We start from the raw sequence: 17429 nt of genomic DNA, 5'->3' as shown, positions 1-17429 counted from the left end.
CTATTTTTAAAAAACTTAATAACGGTGTTAATAGAAAATAAAAGTCCTTAAATATCAGCGATCTCTAAATAATGTTTTTAAAAATTATTTCCTTGAATCGATCTAGAAAAGTATTATCGAAAAGTTAAAAACTTAAAACTTAATTTCCTGAGTAGAGTGTTTTTACTAGGCAGTTCTTTCTAACAATTCAGGTATTAATCCAGTTCCTGCAGGTATCAAGTTTCCAACAATTATGTTTTCTTTCAAGGATACTAATTCATCTACTTGAGCTTTTACAGAGGCATCAATCAAAATCTTCTTGGTATCTTGGAAGGAAGCCGCAGCCAAGAATGAGTTAGATTTAGCAGGAACTTCTTCAAGTCCAAGAAGTATTGGGAAAGCTATTGGAGGATTCTTTTTGTCCAACAACAACTTAGTTGTTTCCCTATAGTAATCATTAAAGTCTACCACTTCCCCAATACTTCACTTAGAGTCTCCTTCAAAGTTAATTCTCCACTTAGAGGTTAATTGGTTAACAATTAACTCTATGTATTTGTCTGCAATATCTATACCTTGTAGTCAGTAAACTTCTAGTATTTGTTCCACCATATAATCCCTCACTCTATCTAGTCCAGCAACTTCAAGTAGTTTCTTCAGATCCACATTTCCATCAGTTAATCTATCTCCGAATGAAACTACATCTCCTTCCTTAACCAGAAGAGGAACATCCAACTCTACTTCATACACTCTGGTTGAGTAGTTATTTTGAACCTTAATAACCTTTAATTCTTCCTTATTTTCAATTGAAGTAACAGTTCCGCTAATTTCACTTAAAGCAACTCCTTCTCACTTGCTCAAAGAAACTATGTCAAACAATTGCTTTAGTCTTTCAAATCCTTGAGCAATATTTTGTTCCCCAGCAACCCCACCCAAGTGGAACGTTCTCATGGTCAATTGAGTAGCAGGTTCACCAACAGACTGTGCAGCAATTATTCCAATTGCTGTACCAATCTCTATAGGTTTTTTAGTTGTTAGGTGGTAACCAAAACATTTTTGACATACTCCTTGTTTTTGAAGGCAATGGAACACGCTTCTAATTTCCAAAGATGTAATTCCTGAATCTACTATCTTCTGAGCAATCTCAGCAGTAATAAATTCTCCTGCTGGGCAAAGAACAGAACCATCCTTAGGAGAAATTACATCTTTAAATGCAACTCTATATCTAATTCTCTCCTCAAAAGACTTAACTTCTTTATTGGATTTTCCAGCAAGTATTGCCTTAACAATCAATCCTTTATGAGCCTTACAGTTTAATGACTTAACAATAACTTCTTGAGAGGTATCTACCAATTTTCTAGTCATATAACCAGACTTAGCAGTTTTAACTGCAGTGTCTGCCATACTTTTTCTAGAACCATAAGAAGAGTTGAAGTATTCAATCATGTTTAATCCTTCTACGAAGGAATGCTTAATAGGAACTTCTATTACGTCCTTAATGATCTTGGAATCAGTCACTTGACCATAGTTATATGATCTGTTCATTAACCCTCTCATACCTGAAAGTTGAACGAAGTTAGATAGGCTTCCTCTAGCTCCAGATCTTTCCATGATAGCCATAGGATTATCTTTGTACATATCTCCTCTAAATCACTCCTTAACTTTTTCAGAAACTTGATCCTTCACATTAGATCAAAGAGTGATTACTCTCTTGTATCTTTCATCTTCTGTAATCATTCCTAATTCACAGTATTCCTTTTGAGCTCTAACTTTTTCTTCAGTTTGTTCTATCAATTCAGATTTGTAGGAATCTGTAAATCTAGGAATATCAAAAGGAGAGATGGTAATACAGGATTTTGTTGAAAACTCAAATCCTAGACTCTTTATATTGTCTAATACAACAGAAGTTCTTTCTATAGGGTATTGTTCATACACTTCCTCAATAACTGTTTGAATTACATGTTTGCTAAATGGATTCTTTTCTGGCTTGCTTTGAATTATCTCTCTGTAATTTTCAGTAGTGTCTAGAATATCTTCTTCTGAAAGGAAGTTTTTGTAAGAATCATTGATATATCTATAGTCTTCAGGAAGAATAGAGTTGAAAATTATCTTCCCCGCAGTAGTAATCAACAAACCTTCTTTAGGTCACTTCTTGTGAGGGAATACAGATGTTGGGATAGCAATAAATGCATTTAAGTCAATATCTCCTGAATCATATAGATATTTAGTTTCTTCTATAGAAGAGACCAACCTTCCTTCACCCTTAAATCCTTTTCTGCTGTTAGTTAGATAGTAGAGACCCAAAATCATGTCTTGAGAAGGGACCAATATTGCTTGACCATTCTTAGGAGCTAATACATGTCAATGAGAAAGCAATATTTGTCTTGCTTCCTTAACTGCTTCATCAGACAAAGGAAGGTGAACAGCCATTTGGTCACCGTCAAAGTCAGCATTGAAGGCAGTAGTTACAAGAGGGTGTAGGCAAATAGCTTTACCCTCTACAATTACAGGTTCAAAAGCTTGAATTCCCAAGCTGTGAAGAGTCGGAGCTCTGTTTAGCAATACAGGTCTTTCTTGAATAACTTTGTGAACTACTGGTCACAAGATATCTTCTTGGTTATCTATTATTTGTTCAGCTAATTTAATGTTTTGAGCAATTTGAGTTCTCAAACCAGTAGATTCATCTATATAACTTCTAATTAACTCTCTGATGATGAAAGGTTTGAAGAGTTTTAGAACTATTAGAATAGGTAACCCAACTTGATGTAGTTTCAATTCTGGTCCCACAACAACAACAGATCTACCAGAATAGTCAACTCTCTTACCCAATAAGTTTTGTCTGAAAAGTCCTTGTTTACCTTTTAGGTGATCTGTTAGAGACTTCAGTAAGTGTTTATCTTTAGAAACTAATGGTTTCTTTCTACTTGCATTATCAATTAGAGAGTCTACAGCTTCTTGCAACATTCTTTTTTCATTATTTGCAATAATGGAAGTAACATTTAGACTCAAGATTTTCTTCAGTCTTTCGTTTCTGATAATGATTCTTCTATAGAAGATATTCAAGTCACTGGTTGTAAATCTACCAGCTTCAAGTTGAACTATAGGTCTTAAGTTAGGGGGTAGAACTAATAGATTTTTTAGAATCATTCATTCAGGCTTATTTCCTGAAGACTTGAATCATCTTACTACCTCTAATCTAACTAGAAGTCTCTTAGTTTTTACATCTGAATGATTAAGTCCATCCTTTTTCAATTGCTTTTGAATTGAATGTTCTAGGGAATCTAAGTCAACTTTCTTTAACAATTCATAAATAGCTTCTGCTCCAGTACCTATTTTTATTCCACTGTATTTGTATATGTATTCAAAGACATCAAATAATGAGAAAGGAAGGTTAGATGAAGATAAAGCTTTATAGTAAGACTTACCTTGTTGATAAGCGAGAGATTCCTTGCCTTCAGAATCTTTCTTCTCTATATCTTCACAAATTAATCTAAGAAGTTTTCTTAACTTAACTAGAGACTTTAGAGGGCTAGACTGATCAGATACATTAACAATTTCTAATTTCTTAAATAATTCTTTATGGTCAAAACCAATGTCATTTACTTCAGTAACTATATAGTTAACAAAGTAAACAACTTCTTCAACGCTTTTGTACTTAATATCCAGAACCAAAGAAACCTTTGATGGTAAAGGTAATTCTTTGATCATCCAAATGTGAGCAATAGGGCAAGCAAGAGATATATGTCCCATTCATTCTCTTCTAACTAAAGATTCTGTAATGCATACCCCACACTTTTCACAATATTTACCTCTGTATCTAACTCTTTTGTATTTACCGCAGAAACACTCATAGTCTCTCACAGGACCAAAGATAGCTTCGCAGAATAAACCACCTTTTTCTGGTTTAAATGTCTTATAGTTAATAGTTTCCGCAGATTTTACCTCTCCTCTAGATAATGAAAGTAAATATTCAGGTGAAGTAATACTTACTTGAATTCCATTAATAGTTAAGTCTTCATCTTCTTGAGTAGCTAAACTAAAGTTTTCTCATCTCTTACTTCTTTCTATTTCTTCCTTTTTAGCTTGATTGCTTCAAGTTAAGAACTGAATCTTTTCATTTAACTTAGTTCTTTTTGCTAGATAGTTATCAAAGCTAATTAATTGCTTATTAGGGCCATATTGAATATTTACTCTTAATCCAAGGGCTTGCAATTTCTTGACTAATAACTTGAATGATTCAGAGATTCCAGGTGCGGGCAACACTTGTCCCTTAATAACTGAGTAGTAAATAAGATTTCTAGCTTGGATGTCATCAGACTTGATAGTCAGTAACTCTCTAAGGTTGTAAGCAGCTCCATAAGCCTCCATAGCTCAAACCTCCATTTCACCAAATCTTTGACCACCATTTTGACACTTACCACCTAATGGTTGTTGAGTAATCTTGGAGTAAGGTCCTACTGATCTAGCATATATCTTGTCATCAACCATGTGATCCAACTTCAACATATAGATGACTCCAACTGAAATTGGATCTTTAAATTTCTCTCCAGTTCTACCATCAAACAATGTGAATCTTCCGTTATTTGCAGAATGATCAATTCCAGCCTCCTTCATTATTTCTATTAAGTCAGCATTTTTGCATCCAGCAAAAATAGGAGTTAATACCTTAATTTCTAGTTCGTCATATCTAAATCCTGATCTAGACAAGATGATTGAAAAATCTAATTGAGTTAATTTTTCCTTTGCATCTGTTAGATTCTTAATTTCCTTTTCTTTTAAGTAACTATCTAATGTTTTTTCTAGGGAATAAAGAGAAGACTTAGATTTAGAGAATAAAGTGACTAATTGATCCAAATTATTTTCAAAATGAGCCTTTAATAACTTATTGAATACCAATTTTCTAGCTGAAAAGGCAAGGTAACTTTCCAATATTTGCCCAATATTCATTCTTGATGGAACACCAAGAGGATTCAAAAGAATATCAACAGGAGTACCATCTTCCAAATAAGGCATATCCTCTACCGGAACTACTTTTGAAACAATTCCCTTGTTACCGTGTCTACCTACCATCTTGTCTCCAATTTGGATATTTCTCTTTGAAGTTACGTAAACCTTAATAGTTTCCAAAACATCATCCCCTAACCTATCGCCCTTAACAACAGAGTATCTAAGAATCTTTGTAACTATTCCCTCAGAGCCAGCAGGCAATCTCAAAGAGCTATCCTTAACACTCTTTGCCTTTTCAGCAAAGATTGCTTGCAATAGTTTTTCTTCTGCACTGACTTCTCCAGAAGCTTTAGGAGAAGTTTTACCTACTAAAATATCACCTTCTTTAACTGCGGCTCCGACTAGGACAATTCCATCTTCATCCAAATATTTTTTGTCTTCAGGAGAACAACCTGGAATAAATCTAGTAATTTCTTCATCACCTATTTTTGTTCTCATGCAATCAATGGTGTATTCCTGAATGTGTAGAGATGTGTATACATTTTCTTGAACTAATCTGGAAGAAAGAATAATAGCATCTTCATAGTTGTAACCGTATCAGGTTGTGAAGGCAACTAAGATATTTTGACCTAGAGCCAACTCTCCATTGTGAATTGCATGTCCATCTACCAAAATATCTCCCTTCTTAACTTTTCTGTTATCCCTAGGAACTATTAATTGATTTCTACATGTATTTTGATTAGTTTTTCCAAATTTTTGTAGAATGTAAGTCTTTTCCTTAATTTCAGTTCCCGTGTATTTAACTACTAATTTTGAGCTATCTAAATAAGTAATTTCTCCATCTTCTTCTGCAAAAATAACAATTCCAGAATCCTTAGCTATTCTGCTTTCAGCTCCTGTTGCGACAATAGGAGATCTAGGTGAAAGTAAAGGAACAGCTTGTCTTTGCATGTTCGCTCCCTTTAATACTCTGTTTGCATCGTCATGTTCCAAAAACGGAATTAAAGAAGCTGAAATTGATGTGATTTGAGAACAATCTACATCAATAAAATGAACTTCCTCTGGAGAGACAGACTCTACTTCTTCATTTCTTCTTACAGTTACTAGTCCAATTAATTCTGATGATTCATTTCTAGGTGTAGTAGCTTCTGCAATATAAAAGTTTCTTTCTTGAATTGAATTCAGTCAAATTAATTCATTGGTAACCTTTCCGCCCTTAACTTTGTAGTAAGGAGTATTTAAGAAACCATATTGGTCAACTCTTGCGAGAGATGCCAAGGCCATAATCAATCCAATATTCATACCTTCAGGAGTTTCAATTGGACAAATTCTTCCATAATAGGAATAGTGAACGTCCCTAATGTTCAAATTAGGGTCTTCTCTCTTAATTCCACCGGGACCCATAGCAGAAATCTTTCTCTTGTTAGTAATCTCGGAAAGAGTATTTTGTTGATCTAGGAATTGAACTAATTGGTGAGAATTGAAAAACTCCTTAATTACTATTTGGAATGGCTTAGTATTAACAATTGAACTAAGGGAAAAGTAATCATCTAACTCGCCATCCTTAAGAGAGAAATAGTTTAGCTTTGCTTCAAGACTATTCATCTTATCTACAGAAAACTTTTGTATTCTTGCCAAAGCTAATACAATTCTGTTTTCAAGCAATTCATCTATTAATTTCAGTCTTTTATTACCTAGATTTTCAATGTCATCATAGTCTCCAACTTTATTCTTAAGTTGAACTATGTAAGAAAGTATTGCTATTACATCTGACTGAGTGAATGGGGTAGAGTCAGGAAGATAAGGTGTTCCAATTACAGGAACTTTAGTTGAACCAATTCCCATAGAATAAACTCAAACTTTTTCATAGTACATTTCTTCAAATATTTTGTATCTTCCTTGAGCATCTTCAAAAACTCTAACCGGTTTGAAACTTTCTCTAATCTTTAACTTTCCTGCAACAGCCGCTTCCTTGAAAGCTGTAAGATTATCAAAGTCCATAAATGTATCTTTCTTAAATCAAACTTTTCCATCATTTCCATACACATCTTCAGCTAAATATCTACTCTTCATTCTTTCTCAAACCGAAAGCTTGTGATTTAGTTTGTATCTTCCGGCAGGAAGGATGTTGTAATAATACTTGTCAAATAGATAAGACCAAAGTAACTCTTGATAAGAAGTTACTTCTCTTCTTGCTACTTCAGGACTAATAGATAGAGAGCTAGTAACAGCTCTAGCAGCTAACTCTATATATATCTTTTCTAGAAGATCTTTTTTCTTAGATTTATTAGTTGTTTTTTCTAGCTCGTAATATTCAACACAAAGTGAATAAAGAGTGTGTTTAATCCAACCCCTAGAGGTTTCTCGCAATTTTTGAGTATTTTTAGCAGTTGACAATTCATTAATAATGGAGACAAAAATAGGTTCAGCTTTTAGTTCTTCTGTATTAAATACTTCTTGATTAAGAGAAGATAGAACCTCTGGATGATCAACAAAAATGTCTTGAATCATTTCTTGGGTAAAACCAAAAGCCTTCATAAATGTAGTCACTGGTAAAGAAATAGCATTGTTACCAGAAGTGTTTCTTGCCAATAACTTAATTGATGGTTTCCCAGATTTATCGTTTGGAAGGTGGAATAAAATTAGGGCACCTTTTACTGGAAGTAATTCACAAACAATTCCTTCTTGTGTTCTTTTTCTGGAATTAGATAATCTAATTTGTGCTTTGTTCAGAACATATAAACCTGGCGATCTAACAATTTGGCTGATTACAAACTTTTCAGTACCGTTGATAATGAAATTACATGAAGAAGAGAATATAGGAATGTGTCCGAAGAAAATTTCAGAAACTTTTCCTTCATCTGATTCTGAACGGAAATTTGATATAAGTCGTAGCTTTAAATAGAGAGCAACTTGATAACTTTCAGACTTATCTACAGCTTGTTCTTCAGTTATTTGTGGTTGTTTAGAAACAATACCCTCTAGGAGTACCTTTATATTTCCGGAAGAAGAAACAATTGGAAAGTATCTAGAGACTAATTCCTCTAAACCTTTGGATAAGAATTCTCGATAAGCTCCTATCTGAATTCCCCTCAAATTAGGAGGAGTAAACTCCCCTGAGGAGAATTTGGAAAAGTCTATCCTCGCTACAAGGGAATTAACATTCTTGAATGTGTAGTTCAAAAAGCTAGAGATTTACTAATTGAATATTCTTGGCCTTGTAAAATGCAACTAAATTGCCTGAACTTGAATATCCACAAAGATGTAGGAAAGCTTTAGAGCAATCTTCAAGAGACTCATCTTTTGATCCTACCAATGCAATCTTATAAACTCCTCTGTTTAATGCACTACATTTAAGTTCAAAATCCCCCTCAGCTTCTTGATAATTACTTTTTCTATAGAAAACTACAAATGGAAAAGGTAGTTTTAAAGAAGATAGTTGATTTAACTCTTCTTCTAAAAGTTCATCAGAGAATAAAAAGCAAGAAACAACCGAACTAAACTTATTAATTTCTAAAAACAATTGATCTCCCAAACTTTTCAATCTATCTGATTTATTTTCTCTATAGAAATGCTTAAAAATCTTTTCATAGTTGCCTTGCTTTTCCGCGGCCTTAATAACTTCAGACATAGTTGAAACGGCTATTAGTGGGAAAAGTCCTTGAGCTGTTTCCCCAGAAAGCATAGTACAGTCAGCAGTTAATTCTGCGGCTCTATAAACATCTGATACTTCCGCTCTAGTAGGAACTACATTTCTTTCCAAAGAGTCCAACATTTGAGTAGCAACTATTGCAGGCTTCTTTTCTCTTGCAGTCTTTCTCAAAATTTCTTTAGTTCAATAAGGCACAAGATAATAAGGACTTTCTAGTGCAAGATCTCCTCTCGCTATCATAATTCCATGAGATTCAGAAATAACTGAATCTATGTTTTTTAAACATTGAGTGGTTTCTATTTTTGAAATAATCAGAGGAAGATTCTTTCCCGAACTATTTTCTTTGATTAATTTTTTAACTTCCAAAATATCTTCTAATTTATTAACAAAAGAAAGAGCAATAAATTGGAAACCTTGTTCTAAAGAGAATAAAATGTCCCCTCTATCTCTTTCACTAACAAATGGAAGTGAATAATCTGCATTTGGCAGATTAACTCTTTTATTTCCCTTCAAGAAATGATCATTTTCCGCCATTGCAACAACAACGCCTGAATCAACATCAACAGATTGAATCAGAAAAGATAACTTTCCATCATCAACTAATATTTTTGATCCAACGGAACAATCCAATGCCATATTGTATTTAGCTGTAGAGTCTGTAACTGAAAAACAATTTTGATCTCCAGCTTTCTTATCTTTGCAGTAGATTTTTACGATATCTCCCCTTTTATAAAGTTGTCCCTTTGATTTATCTTGCATGTCTCATACTCTGATTTCTGGTCCTTTAGTGTCTGCTAGCTCAGCAATTGGAAACAAAAATTTGAACTTATATGGAGAATTGCCTTGATCATCTATTCTGTTAAAAATTCGGTAAAATTCAGCCTTGGCCTCTCTTCAAAGTTGTAATCTAAATAATCTTTCTTCATTATTAGAATGTGAAAAGTTAAATCTAATGCAACTTAATCCCTTAAAAAATAGTTCAGTGAATAAATTAAGTACTTCTAAATAATCAGGATTGGACCTATCTCTCTGAGAATTAGTGTGTAACTTTAAAGTAATTGATGGACCAATTGTGGCAACTATCTTAGTACAGCCTAACTTAAAGTTAGACATAACTACGAAAACTTGCACTTAAATTCAACCAAAGAAGTTCTGTCGCCTTTACTCTTGTCTATCAATTCTGATAGATTAGTTCTGTAAAAGCTATCTCCATCAAACCCTATAGCCACATTAAATTCTCTTTTTTCAAAAGAATTGAATGCCTCTACTCCAAAAGATGATGCCACATACATTTCCCAAGTAGTAGGAGTTGCGCCTCTTTGAACATGACCTAAAGAACATCCCCTAACTGTAAAACCAAGATCTTCTTCCAATTTCTTAGTCAATTCAGACATTGAAGGGAGTTTAATCACTCCCAAAATTTTTTCAACTACAACAATAACTAATCCCTTATTTCCTTTAAAACTTTTGATCTCTTTAATCTTGTCTCTTAATTGTTCATAACTAGGAACATTTTGTTGAGTAATTACTAATTCAACTAATGGGGAAGAAAAAGAAGCCATTACTCCTAAATCTGAACAATCTCTTCCCATAACCTCAACAATAGTTAGCTGTGAGTGCGAATTGGCAGTGTATCAAATCTTTTTTATTGCTTGTCCAATTTCTTCCAAAGCGGAGAAAAAACCAATAGTGTATTTAGTCGAACTTACATCGTTGTCAATAGTCGCCGGAAGAAGAATAACTGGTAATCCTGATTGAGAAATTAATTTTGCCCCCTCATAAGAACCATTTCCGCCCAATACAACTAATGCTTCAACACCCTTATCTTTAAGAGCCTTGATTCCGCATTCTCTTAGCTCTGCGGAAGATCTAAATTGTGAGGATCTACTAGAACCTATTACAGTCCCAGCATTGTAAGTTTTTTCCCTAAGACATCCAAGATTTAAATTGGCATATCTTTTTTCAATAAGTCCTTGATATCCATCTTGGACATAAATAACCTCAAAATTTTTTGATGTTGCTAATTTACTAAATGAATAAAGAGAGCTATTCATTCCTGGAGAATCACCTCCAGAAGTGAGAATAGCTACCTTCCTCACCAAGTAGCTAAGTTAACAAAAGAAAATACTAATACCTATTTATTTTGAAGATTTGGCGCATCTGTATTACCCCCTCCTTCTGGTAATATTCTTTCTTCTCTTGAAGTTTCTATTTTGTCTGGACTTAACTCCTCAACATTAATTTCTCCGGTGTCAGAATTTATCAGATATCTTTTAGGTTGGAAAAGTTCAGAATTGTTGAAATCCAAACTGAACAAACTATATAGTCCATAGAAACTTGAATTAGAAGAAGTTAATTCTATTTCTATTTCAGCCAATCTATTGTATTTAGCTGTTCTTTCAGATCTGGAGAAAGAGCCGGTTTTAATTTGCCCAGCAGAAGTACCAACTGCTATATCTGCTATGGTAGTATCTTCAGTTTCTCCTGATCTGTGAGATACTATACAAGATCAACCTGCATTTTTAGCTAATTGCATAGTTTTTAATGTTTCAGTTAAAGTTCCAATTTGATTTACCTTAATCAATACAGAATTAGTTAATTTCTTTTCAATACCCATTCTTGTTAATTCTGGATTAGTACAGTAAAGATCATCTCCAACAATTTGAATTTGCTTTCCTATCTTACTTTGCAACAAAGCGAAACCTTCAAAATCTCCTTCTGCTAATGGATCTTCAATAGAAATAATTGGATACTTATTGACTAACTCTACGTAGTAATCCACCATTTGTTCACTAGTCTTAGTTCCCCCTTCCTTAGAAACCAAACCAGCTTTAATAGCTTTCTTAAATTTATATTGCTTGGTTTCATTGTCATATAATTCACTAGCGGCGCAGTCTAATGCTATAGCTACGTGTCCATGGATAACTCCAGGTCTGTAACCAGCCTTTTCAATTGAAATCAATAATGCATTTAAAGCCTCCTCTGTGGAATTAAGATTTGGCGCAAATCCACCTTCATCACCTTTAGCCGTACTTAAACCTTTTTCTTTTAAATACTTAGCTAAAGAATGGAAACACTCTGCAGAAATTCTTATTGCTTCATGCATTGAAGAGGCGCCAACAGGAATTATCATGAATTCTTGGAAATCCAAAGTGTTGTCAGAGTGAGCTCCACCATTAATTACATTTACCATTGGCAAAGGCAGAGTAAATCTATTAACTCCAACACTACCAGATAACTCAGCAACATATTGATAGTAAGGAATTCCCTTTGCTTTAGCTATTGCCTTAGAAATAGAAAGCGAAACAGCCAAAATGCTGTTTGCACCATACTTAGACTTGTTATCAGTTCCATCCAAATCTATCAAGAACTGATCTAATTCAGCTTGATTTTCTGGATTTACATTATTTTCAATCAATGAAGGCCCCAAAACATAATTTATGTAATGAACAGCTTTCTTAACTCCCTTTCCGTTGAATCTAGAAGGATCTTCGTCTCTTAGCTCTAAAGCTTCTCTAACTCCAGTTGAGGCCCCTGAAGGAACTAAAACCTTAGCAGTATAATATTTTTTACCTACTAATTTACCCTTAGAAACTTTTGCAATGCAAGCGACCGTAGGATTGCCTCTAGAATCGATTAATTCATATGCAAAAAGATTTTCTATATTAAAACTCATCTAGGATTTTGCTGAATTTAAGTTATCTTCACTTACGTCAAAGTGACTACCGAAAGCATTCATGATTCTTTCAGTGATCAATTGTTCTAAAACACTTTCTTTTACTGTAGACATTTTTTCTGCATCTGTAAAGTATTCCCTTATGGACTTACCTGTTTGCTTATAGTAATTTTCCAAAACATGCTTAGCTAAATCATCAGTAACTTCTATTTCCCAATCTTTTGCTAGATCATCGTAAATTAATTGCTTGAAGATAATTATTTTTGCATTGTTTTCAATTTGTTCTTCAGAAAAATTAGAATTACCTCTCTTGAATTCTTCTTTTTTTTCAGCCAATTCTGACTCATCAAATTCCACTGTATATGCAGAAGAAACTTCATCCATAGCTGCGTTAAAAAGATTATCTCTCATGATCATTCTTCTTTTTTCTTGTTCTATCTCTTCTTCTGAAATTTTAGGTCTATTCGCTTTCAAAGATTCAACAAAATTTTGAACCAAAGATTCGTTAAAGTAAAGTCTTTCGATTCTAAGAACTTTACCTCACTTAACAGGTTTTTTACTCACTATTCTAGATCTTAATGGAACCCTAACTGGAGCTTCACCCATTTTAAGACTTTATCCCCTTAAAATCTTGTAATACTCCATTTGATAATTTTAAGTATTCGTTATGAATTTTTTGAAGTTCTTTTAAACTCCTGTTTAACTTTTCCTCCACTTTTAAGTAATCAATTTGAGGAATAGTATTTAGTTGAACTAACGAATCATACTCTATTCTATCTCTTTGCAAAGAGACATTTCTAAAGATATTAGAATAACTATCCAATAGTTGAGAGCATTTAATGTAAAATCTTCCCTCCGGAGAAAATTCTTTCACAGAAGATCCTATTTTCCTTAAATACTCTAGATTTATTTTTAACTTAAGATATTCTTGCATTCAGCCCTCTTCGCCTTCTTTTCAACTATTGATATATGGTGCATACTCATAATAAAGCTTTACAAAATATTCTCTAGAAGCTGAATTGAATTTAGCGTTGTATTTAGATCAAAAATATTGATTTTCTCTGAGTAAATCACAACAAATAGTATTGCACTCTTCCCTTAAATCCTCTACTATTGAATTCACATCAGTAGTTATTTTTTCATCCAAATTTGACAATATCATTTTCTTTTCTTCAATTATTCTCTCCATTCTCTCTTTTTCTTGTTCAAATCTCTTAACTAAGACTTCAATAGACTTATTTTTTAAGTTTTTTAGATTAGTGTATCTCTTTTCTGAGTAATTCATATTGAAGCAATATTTGTTTTCTATACTTTCTATTTCTGAGTCAAAAGAACTTATAAGAGGAATTAAAAAATTTGAGTATTTCAACTTAAGTTCTCTTAAGCTGATCTCCAATTTTTCTTTTTCTAAAGTAAGGACTATATCTAATTCTTCTGGATTAAAGAAAGAAGATTCGTCTTTCAAATAATCCTTTGCCTCAGAGAGTCTAGTATAAACCATATTTATCAAATTTAAATAGTTTTCCTTTAAGTATGTAATTAACTTGTCCAATTCAAAACTAAAGAAAGTCTGATACTTGACTACTCTTGTTTTATAGAAATTAACTATGGCTGAAATTTCTTTAAGACTTAAAAGATATTGTCTTTTTAATTCATTACAGTTATTTTCTAAGGCATTTAACTGATAGTTAATTGAATTTGTTGATTGCATTTTCAAAAATTGAGCTTCATACATTCTGGATTCCAGCTTCTTTTGAATAAATAATCTAAAGTTAAGCAATTTATTTGATGGAAGAGAGAAGTTTCTCATAATGTCATAATATTCCTCAACCAAATCCTCTCTAAGCTTCTCTAAATCAGTTAAAAATTCTTCTTTAGATTGCTCGATGATTGTATATAAATCAACATATTTTTGTGTTAAGAAATATATTGATTTCTTATTTTCGGCACCAATAATAGTATTTCTGAGTTCATAATTAACATCCAGTAATCTTAAATAACACTCAAAGGAGTCTTCCTCTATCTTTTTCAAAGATGCAATATTTAATTTCAAGGTAGAAATTGGTAACTCTAAATGACCCTCTTTTCTTCTGTCGTAATAGAAAAGTAATTGTTTTAAAAAATTAATTTGTTCTTCTCCATCCTTAAACTCGACCAAATCTTTTTGATTTATAAAACCAACTTGCTTTTGCAATTCTGCTGTTGGCTTTAAACCAGATTCTTTTAAAGCCTCATTGATACAGGAAATGTTTTCTCTGTATCTATCTTGAAGCTTTTCAGATATTTCTATAATCTTTAGTGCTATAAAGGATTTGGCCTCTGATCTTACAAGATAATAGGAAAATAGCTTAAATAGAGCAAAGATCCTTTGACTTTGTCTAGGAGCTTCAGCAGTAATTCCCAGATCATTAGTTATCTTTGCCTTACAAATTTCCGCCGGGGTATTGAGTTGTTGGTTTGGTGCTGAAAATAAAGGTTCAGTTCTATCCTTAGATCGAGAAGTTATTATGGACATTAATTAGGGGGTTGAGAATTAGAATCTGAATTTTCTAATATCTCAACAATACTTGCATCAACTAAAGAAAATCTTGATATTCTCTTTTTTTTAAATCTAGGTTCCAGTTCTTCAAATTTCACATAATTTCCTGATTTTGCCCCATTTAAATTCTTCTTATGAACAAAATGGGAAGACTTTTTAAATTTCTGATCTTTCTGCTTTATGGTTATGAAACCGTTGCCACTTGCATCAATGTCTAAATATCCGAATCCAAATCTACCACTAGGCCTATAGTCTAAATAGTCAATATATCATTTACCATATTGATTTTCACCTATAACATATCTTTGTTTCAGCGAATTTAAAGATTTAGAAAATAATTCTTCTGGAAGAAATTCTTTAGGGTGATGGAATCTAATATATCTAAAAAACTTAGACTTTAAAACATTTAATGGAACAGGCTTGGGGTCTACAGCTAATAATTTAATAATTATGTCCTCTATTTCTTTATCAGATAAGTTTGTTTTAGTATTACTCTCTTGTTCCTTCATTTTCCCCCTCCAACAGTAATCTAAGTCTTAAAAGAAGGAACAAAAATTAGAGAATAACACCCTTTTTTAAATTTAAGAAACCAACAAAGTAATTAAATAAAGGGGGAAAATATCCCCTCCCTCCTCTCTGTGGTAAGGATTTAAATTGTTAGACTAAAAATTTACTAAGACTTTGGGGGTTCTTGTTCTGAAGAAGGTTCAACTTCAACTTCCTTAACTCCTTCTTGATGGGCTCCTGAATCACCGCCTGCTTGATTCGCTCCCTTTTCAGCCTCTTTTCTGTAAATGTCTTGCATCATCTTTTGGCTCATATTTTTAACCACATCCATTTTAGCTCTTAGTTCCTCAATATTTTTATCTTTAATTAATGTCTTAAACTCCTCAATCATCTTTTTTGCTTCTGACTTTTGTTCTTCGGACACTAATTCAGGTTTGTCATCAACTTGCTTTTGAAGCATAGACACCCAAGATTCAGCTTCATTTAATACTTCAATTTCTTCCTTAACCTTCTTATCTTTTTCTAAATTTTCTTCAGCTTCCTTAATAATTTTGTTGATTTCATCTTCTGTTAAACCAGAAGATTGATTGATAGTTATATTATTACTCTTTCCTGTTCCCTTATCTTCAGCCTTTACAGTCAAAATGCCATTAGCATCGATGGAGAAGGAAACCTCAATTTGAGGTACTCCCTTAGGAGCTTGTTGAATGCCGTGTAATGTGAAAGTACCAAGAGACTTATTTTGTTTAGCTAAAGGTCTCTCCCCTTGAACTACATGAATATCGACACTAGGTTGATTGTCTGTAGCTGTAGAGAATATTTGCTTCTTTTCAATAGGCACAGTACTATTTCTTGGAATCAAAGGAGTAGCCACTCCTCCAAGAGTTTCAATGCTCAAAGTCAAAGGGGTTACGTCTAGAAGAAGAATATCTTTTATATCACCAGCCAAAATTCCAGCCTGAACAGAAGCGCCCAAAGCGACTACTTCATCCGGATTTATAGATAAATTAGGTTTTTTTCCAGTTAACTTTTCAACTAATGCTTGAACAGCTGGCATTCTAGTAGAGCCGCCAACCAAAAGAACTTCATCTATTTGCTTTAATTCAATCTTCGATTCTTTAATTGCATCTAGAACAGGTCTTTCAGTTCTATCTAATAAGTCTTTTGTAAGAAGCTCAAATTGAGATCTTGAAAGAGTTAAATCAACATTTAAAGGTTCTCCGTTAACCATTGTTAAGAAGGGCAACATTATTTGAGTTTGTTGAACTGAAGATAATTCAATCTTTGCCTTTTCTGAAGCTTCCTTCAACCTTTGCATTACCAAATTATCTTTAGAAAGATCTACGCCATGTTCCTTTCTAATAGTTTCAATTAACCAATTAATGATTCTCTTATCTCAATCATCACCTCCTAAATTGTTATCACCTGAAGTCGCTAATACTTGGAAAGTTCCATCAGAAACATCAAGCATAGATACATCAAAAGTTCCTCCACCTAAGTCATACACTAGTATCTTTTGCTCCTTATCTTTTTTATCTAAACCATAGGCCAAAGCGGCGGCTGTTGGCTCATTAACAATTCTTACTACATCTAATTTGGCAATCTTTCCTGCATTCTTAGTTGATTGTCTTTGTGAATCATTGAAATAAGCAGGAACAGTAATAACTGCTTTGCTAATTGAGGTTCCTACTCTTTTTTCGGCATAGTCTTTTATGTATGAAAGAATATAAGCAGAAATTTCTTCTGGGCTATATTCCTTTCCTTGAGCAGTTACTTTTTGATTTGTTCCGATCAATCTTTTGATGGAGATAATGGTATTTTTGTTTGTAACCATTTGTCTCTTAGCGCTTTCTCCAACAATAATTTGTTCTCCCTTAAACGAAACCACAGAAGGAACTGTTCTCTTTCCTTCTGGATTTTCCAATACTTTTGGCTGACCTGATTCAATTACTGCAACACAAGAGTTAGTAGTTCCAAGGTCAATTCCTAAGATAATTTCCTTCTTAGTAGCCATTTTGCAAGAGTCTAAGAATATTTTAGCATATTAAGCTTTAGATTGCTAAGTTTTTAAATAGTTCATTTTTTAAAAAATGAAAATTTCTTCAAAAGTTGTTCTATAAAGATACTTTCAT

At 33.1% G+C, this 17429-nt stretch carries 8 protein-coding genes; all 8 read right to left on the bottom strand.

The genetic code is table 4. From position 1 onward, the window contains the following. Positions 1–165 precede the first annotated feature (165 nt). The 8 genes from rpoC to dnaK all read right to left on the bottom strand — a co-directional run bounded on the left by rpoC (position 166) and on the right by dnaK (position 17311). On the bottom strand, positions 166–8106 hold the full coding sequence (gene rpoC, locus MR07_RS04105) for a DNA-directed RNA polymerase subunit beta' (protein ID WP_024071168.1): 7941 nt from the start codon (positions 8104–8106) through the stop codon (positions 166–168). A gap of 4 nt (positions 8107–8110) precedes the next feature. Next, complete coding sequence (gene pyk / locus MR07_RS01770; protein ID WP_024071167.1) at positions 8111–9688, bottom strand: pyruvate kinase; 1578 nt, start codon at positions 9686–9688, stop codon at positions 8111–8113. A 2-nt stretch (positions 9689–9690) separates the two neighbouring features. Next, a complete protein-coding gene (locus MR07_RS01765; protein ID WP_024071166.1) occupies positions 9691–10674 on the bottom strand; it encodes an ATP-dependent 6-phosphofructokinase in 984 nt (327 codons plus the stop codon). A gap of 35 nt (positions 10675–10709) precedes the next feature. Further along, positions 10710–12251, bottom strand: coding sequence for a phosphopyruvate hydratase (eno, locus tag MR07_RS01760; RefSeq protein ID WP_024071165.1), 1542 nt, complete (start codon positions 12249–12251; stop codon positions 10710–10712). Further along, positions 12252–12857: an MPN555 family protein chaperone gene (locus tag MR07_RS01755; protein ID WP_024071164.1), complete on the bottom strand. Its 606-nt coding sequence runs from the start codon at positions 12855–12857 to the stop codon at positions 12252–12254. A 1-nt stretch (position 12858) separates the two neighbouring features. Then, positions 12859–14766: a hypothetical protein gene (locus MR07_RS01750; RefSeq protein ID WP_024071163.1), complete on the bottom strand. Its 1908-nt coding sequence runs from the start codon at positions 14764–14766 to the stop codon at positions 12859–12861. Continuing rightward, the gene (locus MR07_RS01745; protein WP_024071162.1) at positions 14766–15299 is read right to left on the bottom strand and encodes a hypothetical protein; all 534 of its coding nucleotides are present in this window, start codon (positions 15297–15299) and stop codon (positions 14766–14768) included. Before MR07_RS01745 ends, MR07_RS01750 begins: the two co-directional genes overlap by 1 nt. A gap of 164 nt (positions 15300–15463) precedes the next feature. Then, positions 15464–17311: a molecular chaperone DnaK gene (gene dnaK / locus MR07_RS01740; protein WP_024071161.1), complete on the bottom strand. Its 1848-nt coding sequence runs from the start codon at positions 17309–17311 to the stop codon at positions 15464–15466. Between the last annotated feature and the right edge of the window lie 118 nt (positions 17312–17429).

It is taken from the genome of Mycoplasma ovis str. Michigan, from assembly GCF_000508245.1.
Classification (GTDB): Bacteria; Bacillota_I; Bacilli_A; order Mycoplasmatales; family Mycoplasmoidaceae; genus Eperythrozoon_A; species Eperythrozoon_A ovis.
This window is presented reverse-complemented; position numbering and strand designations above follow the sequence as displayed.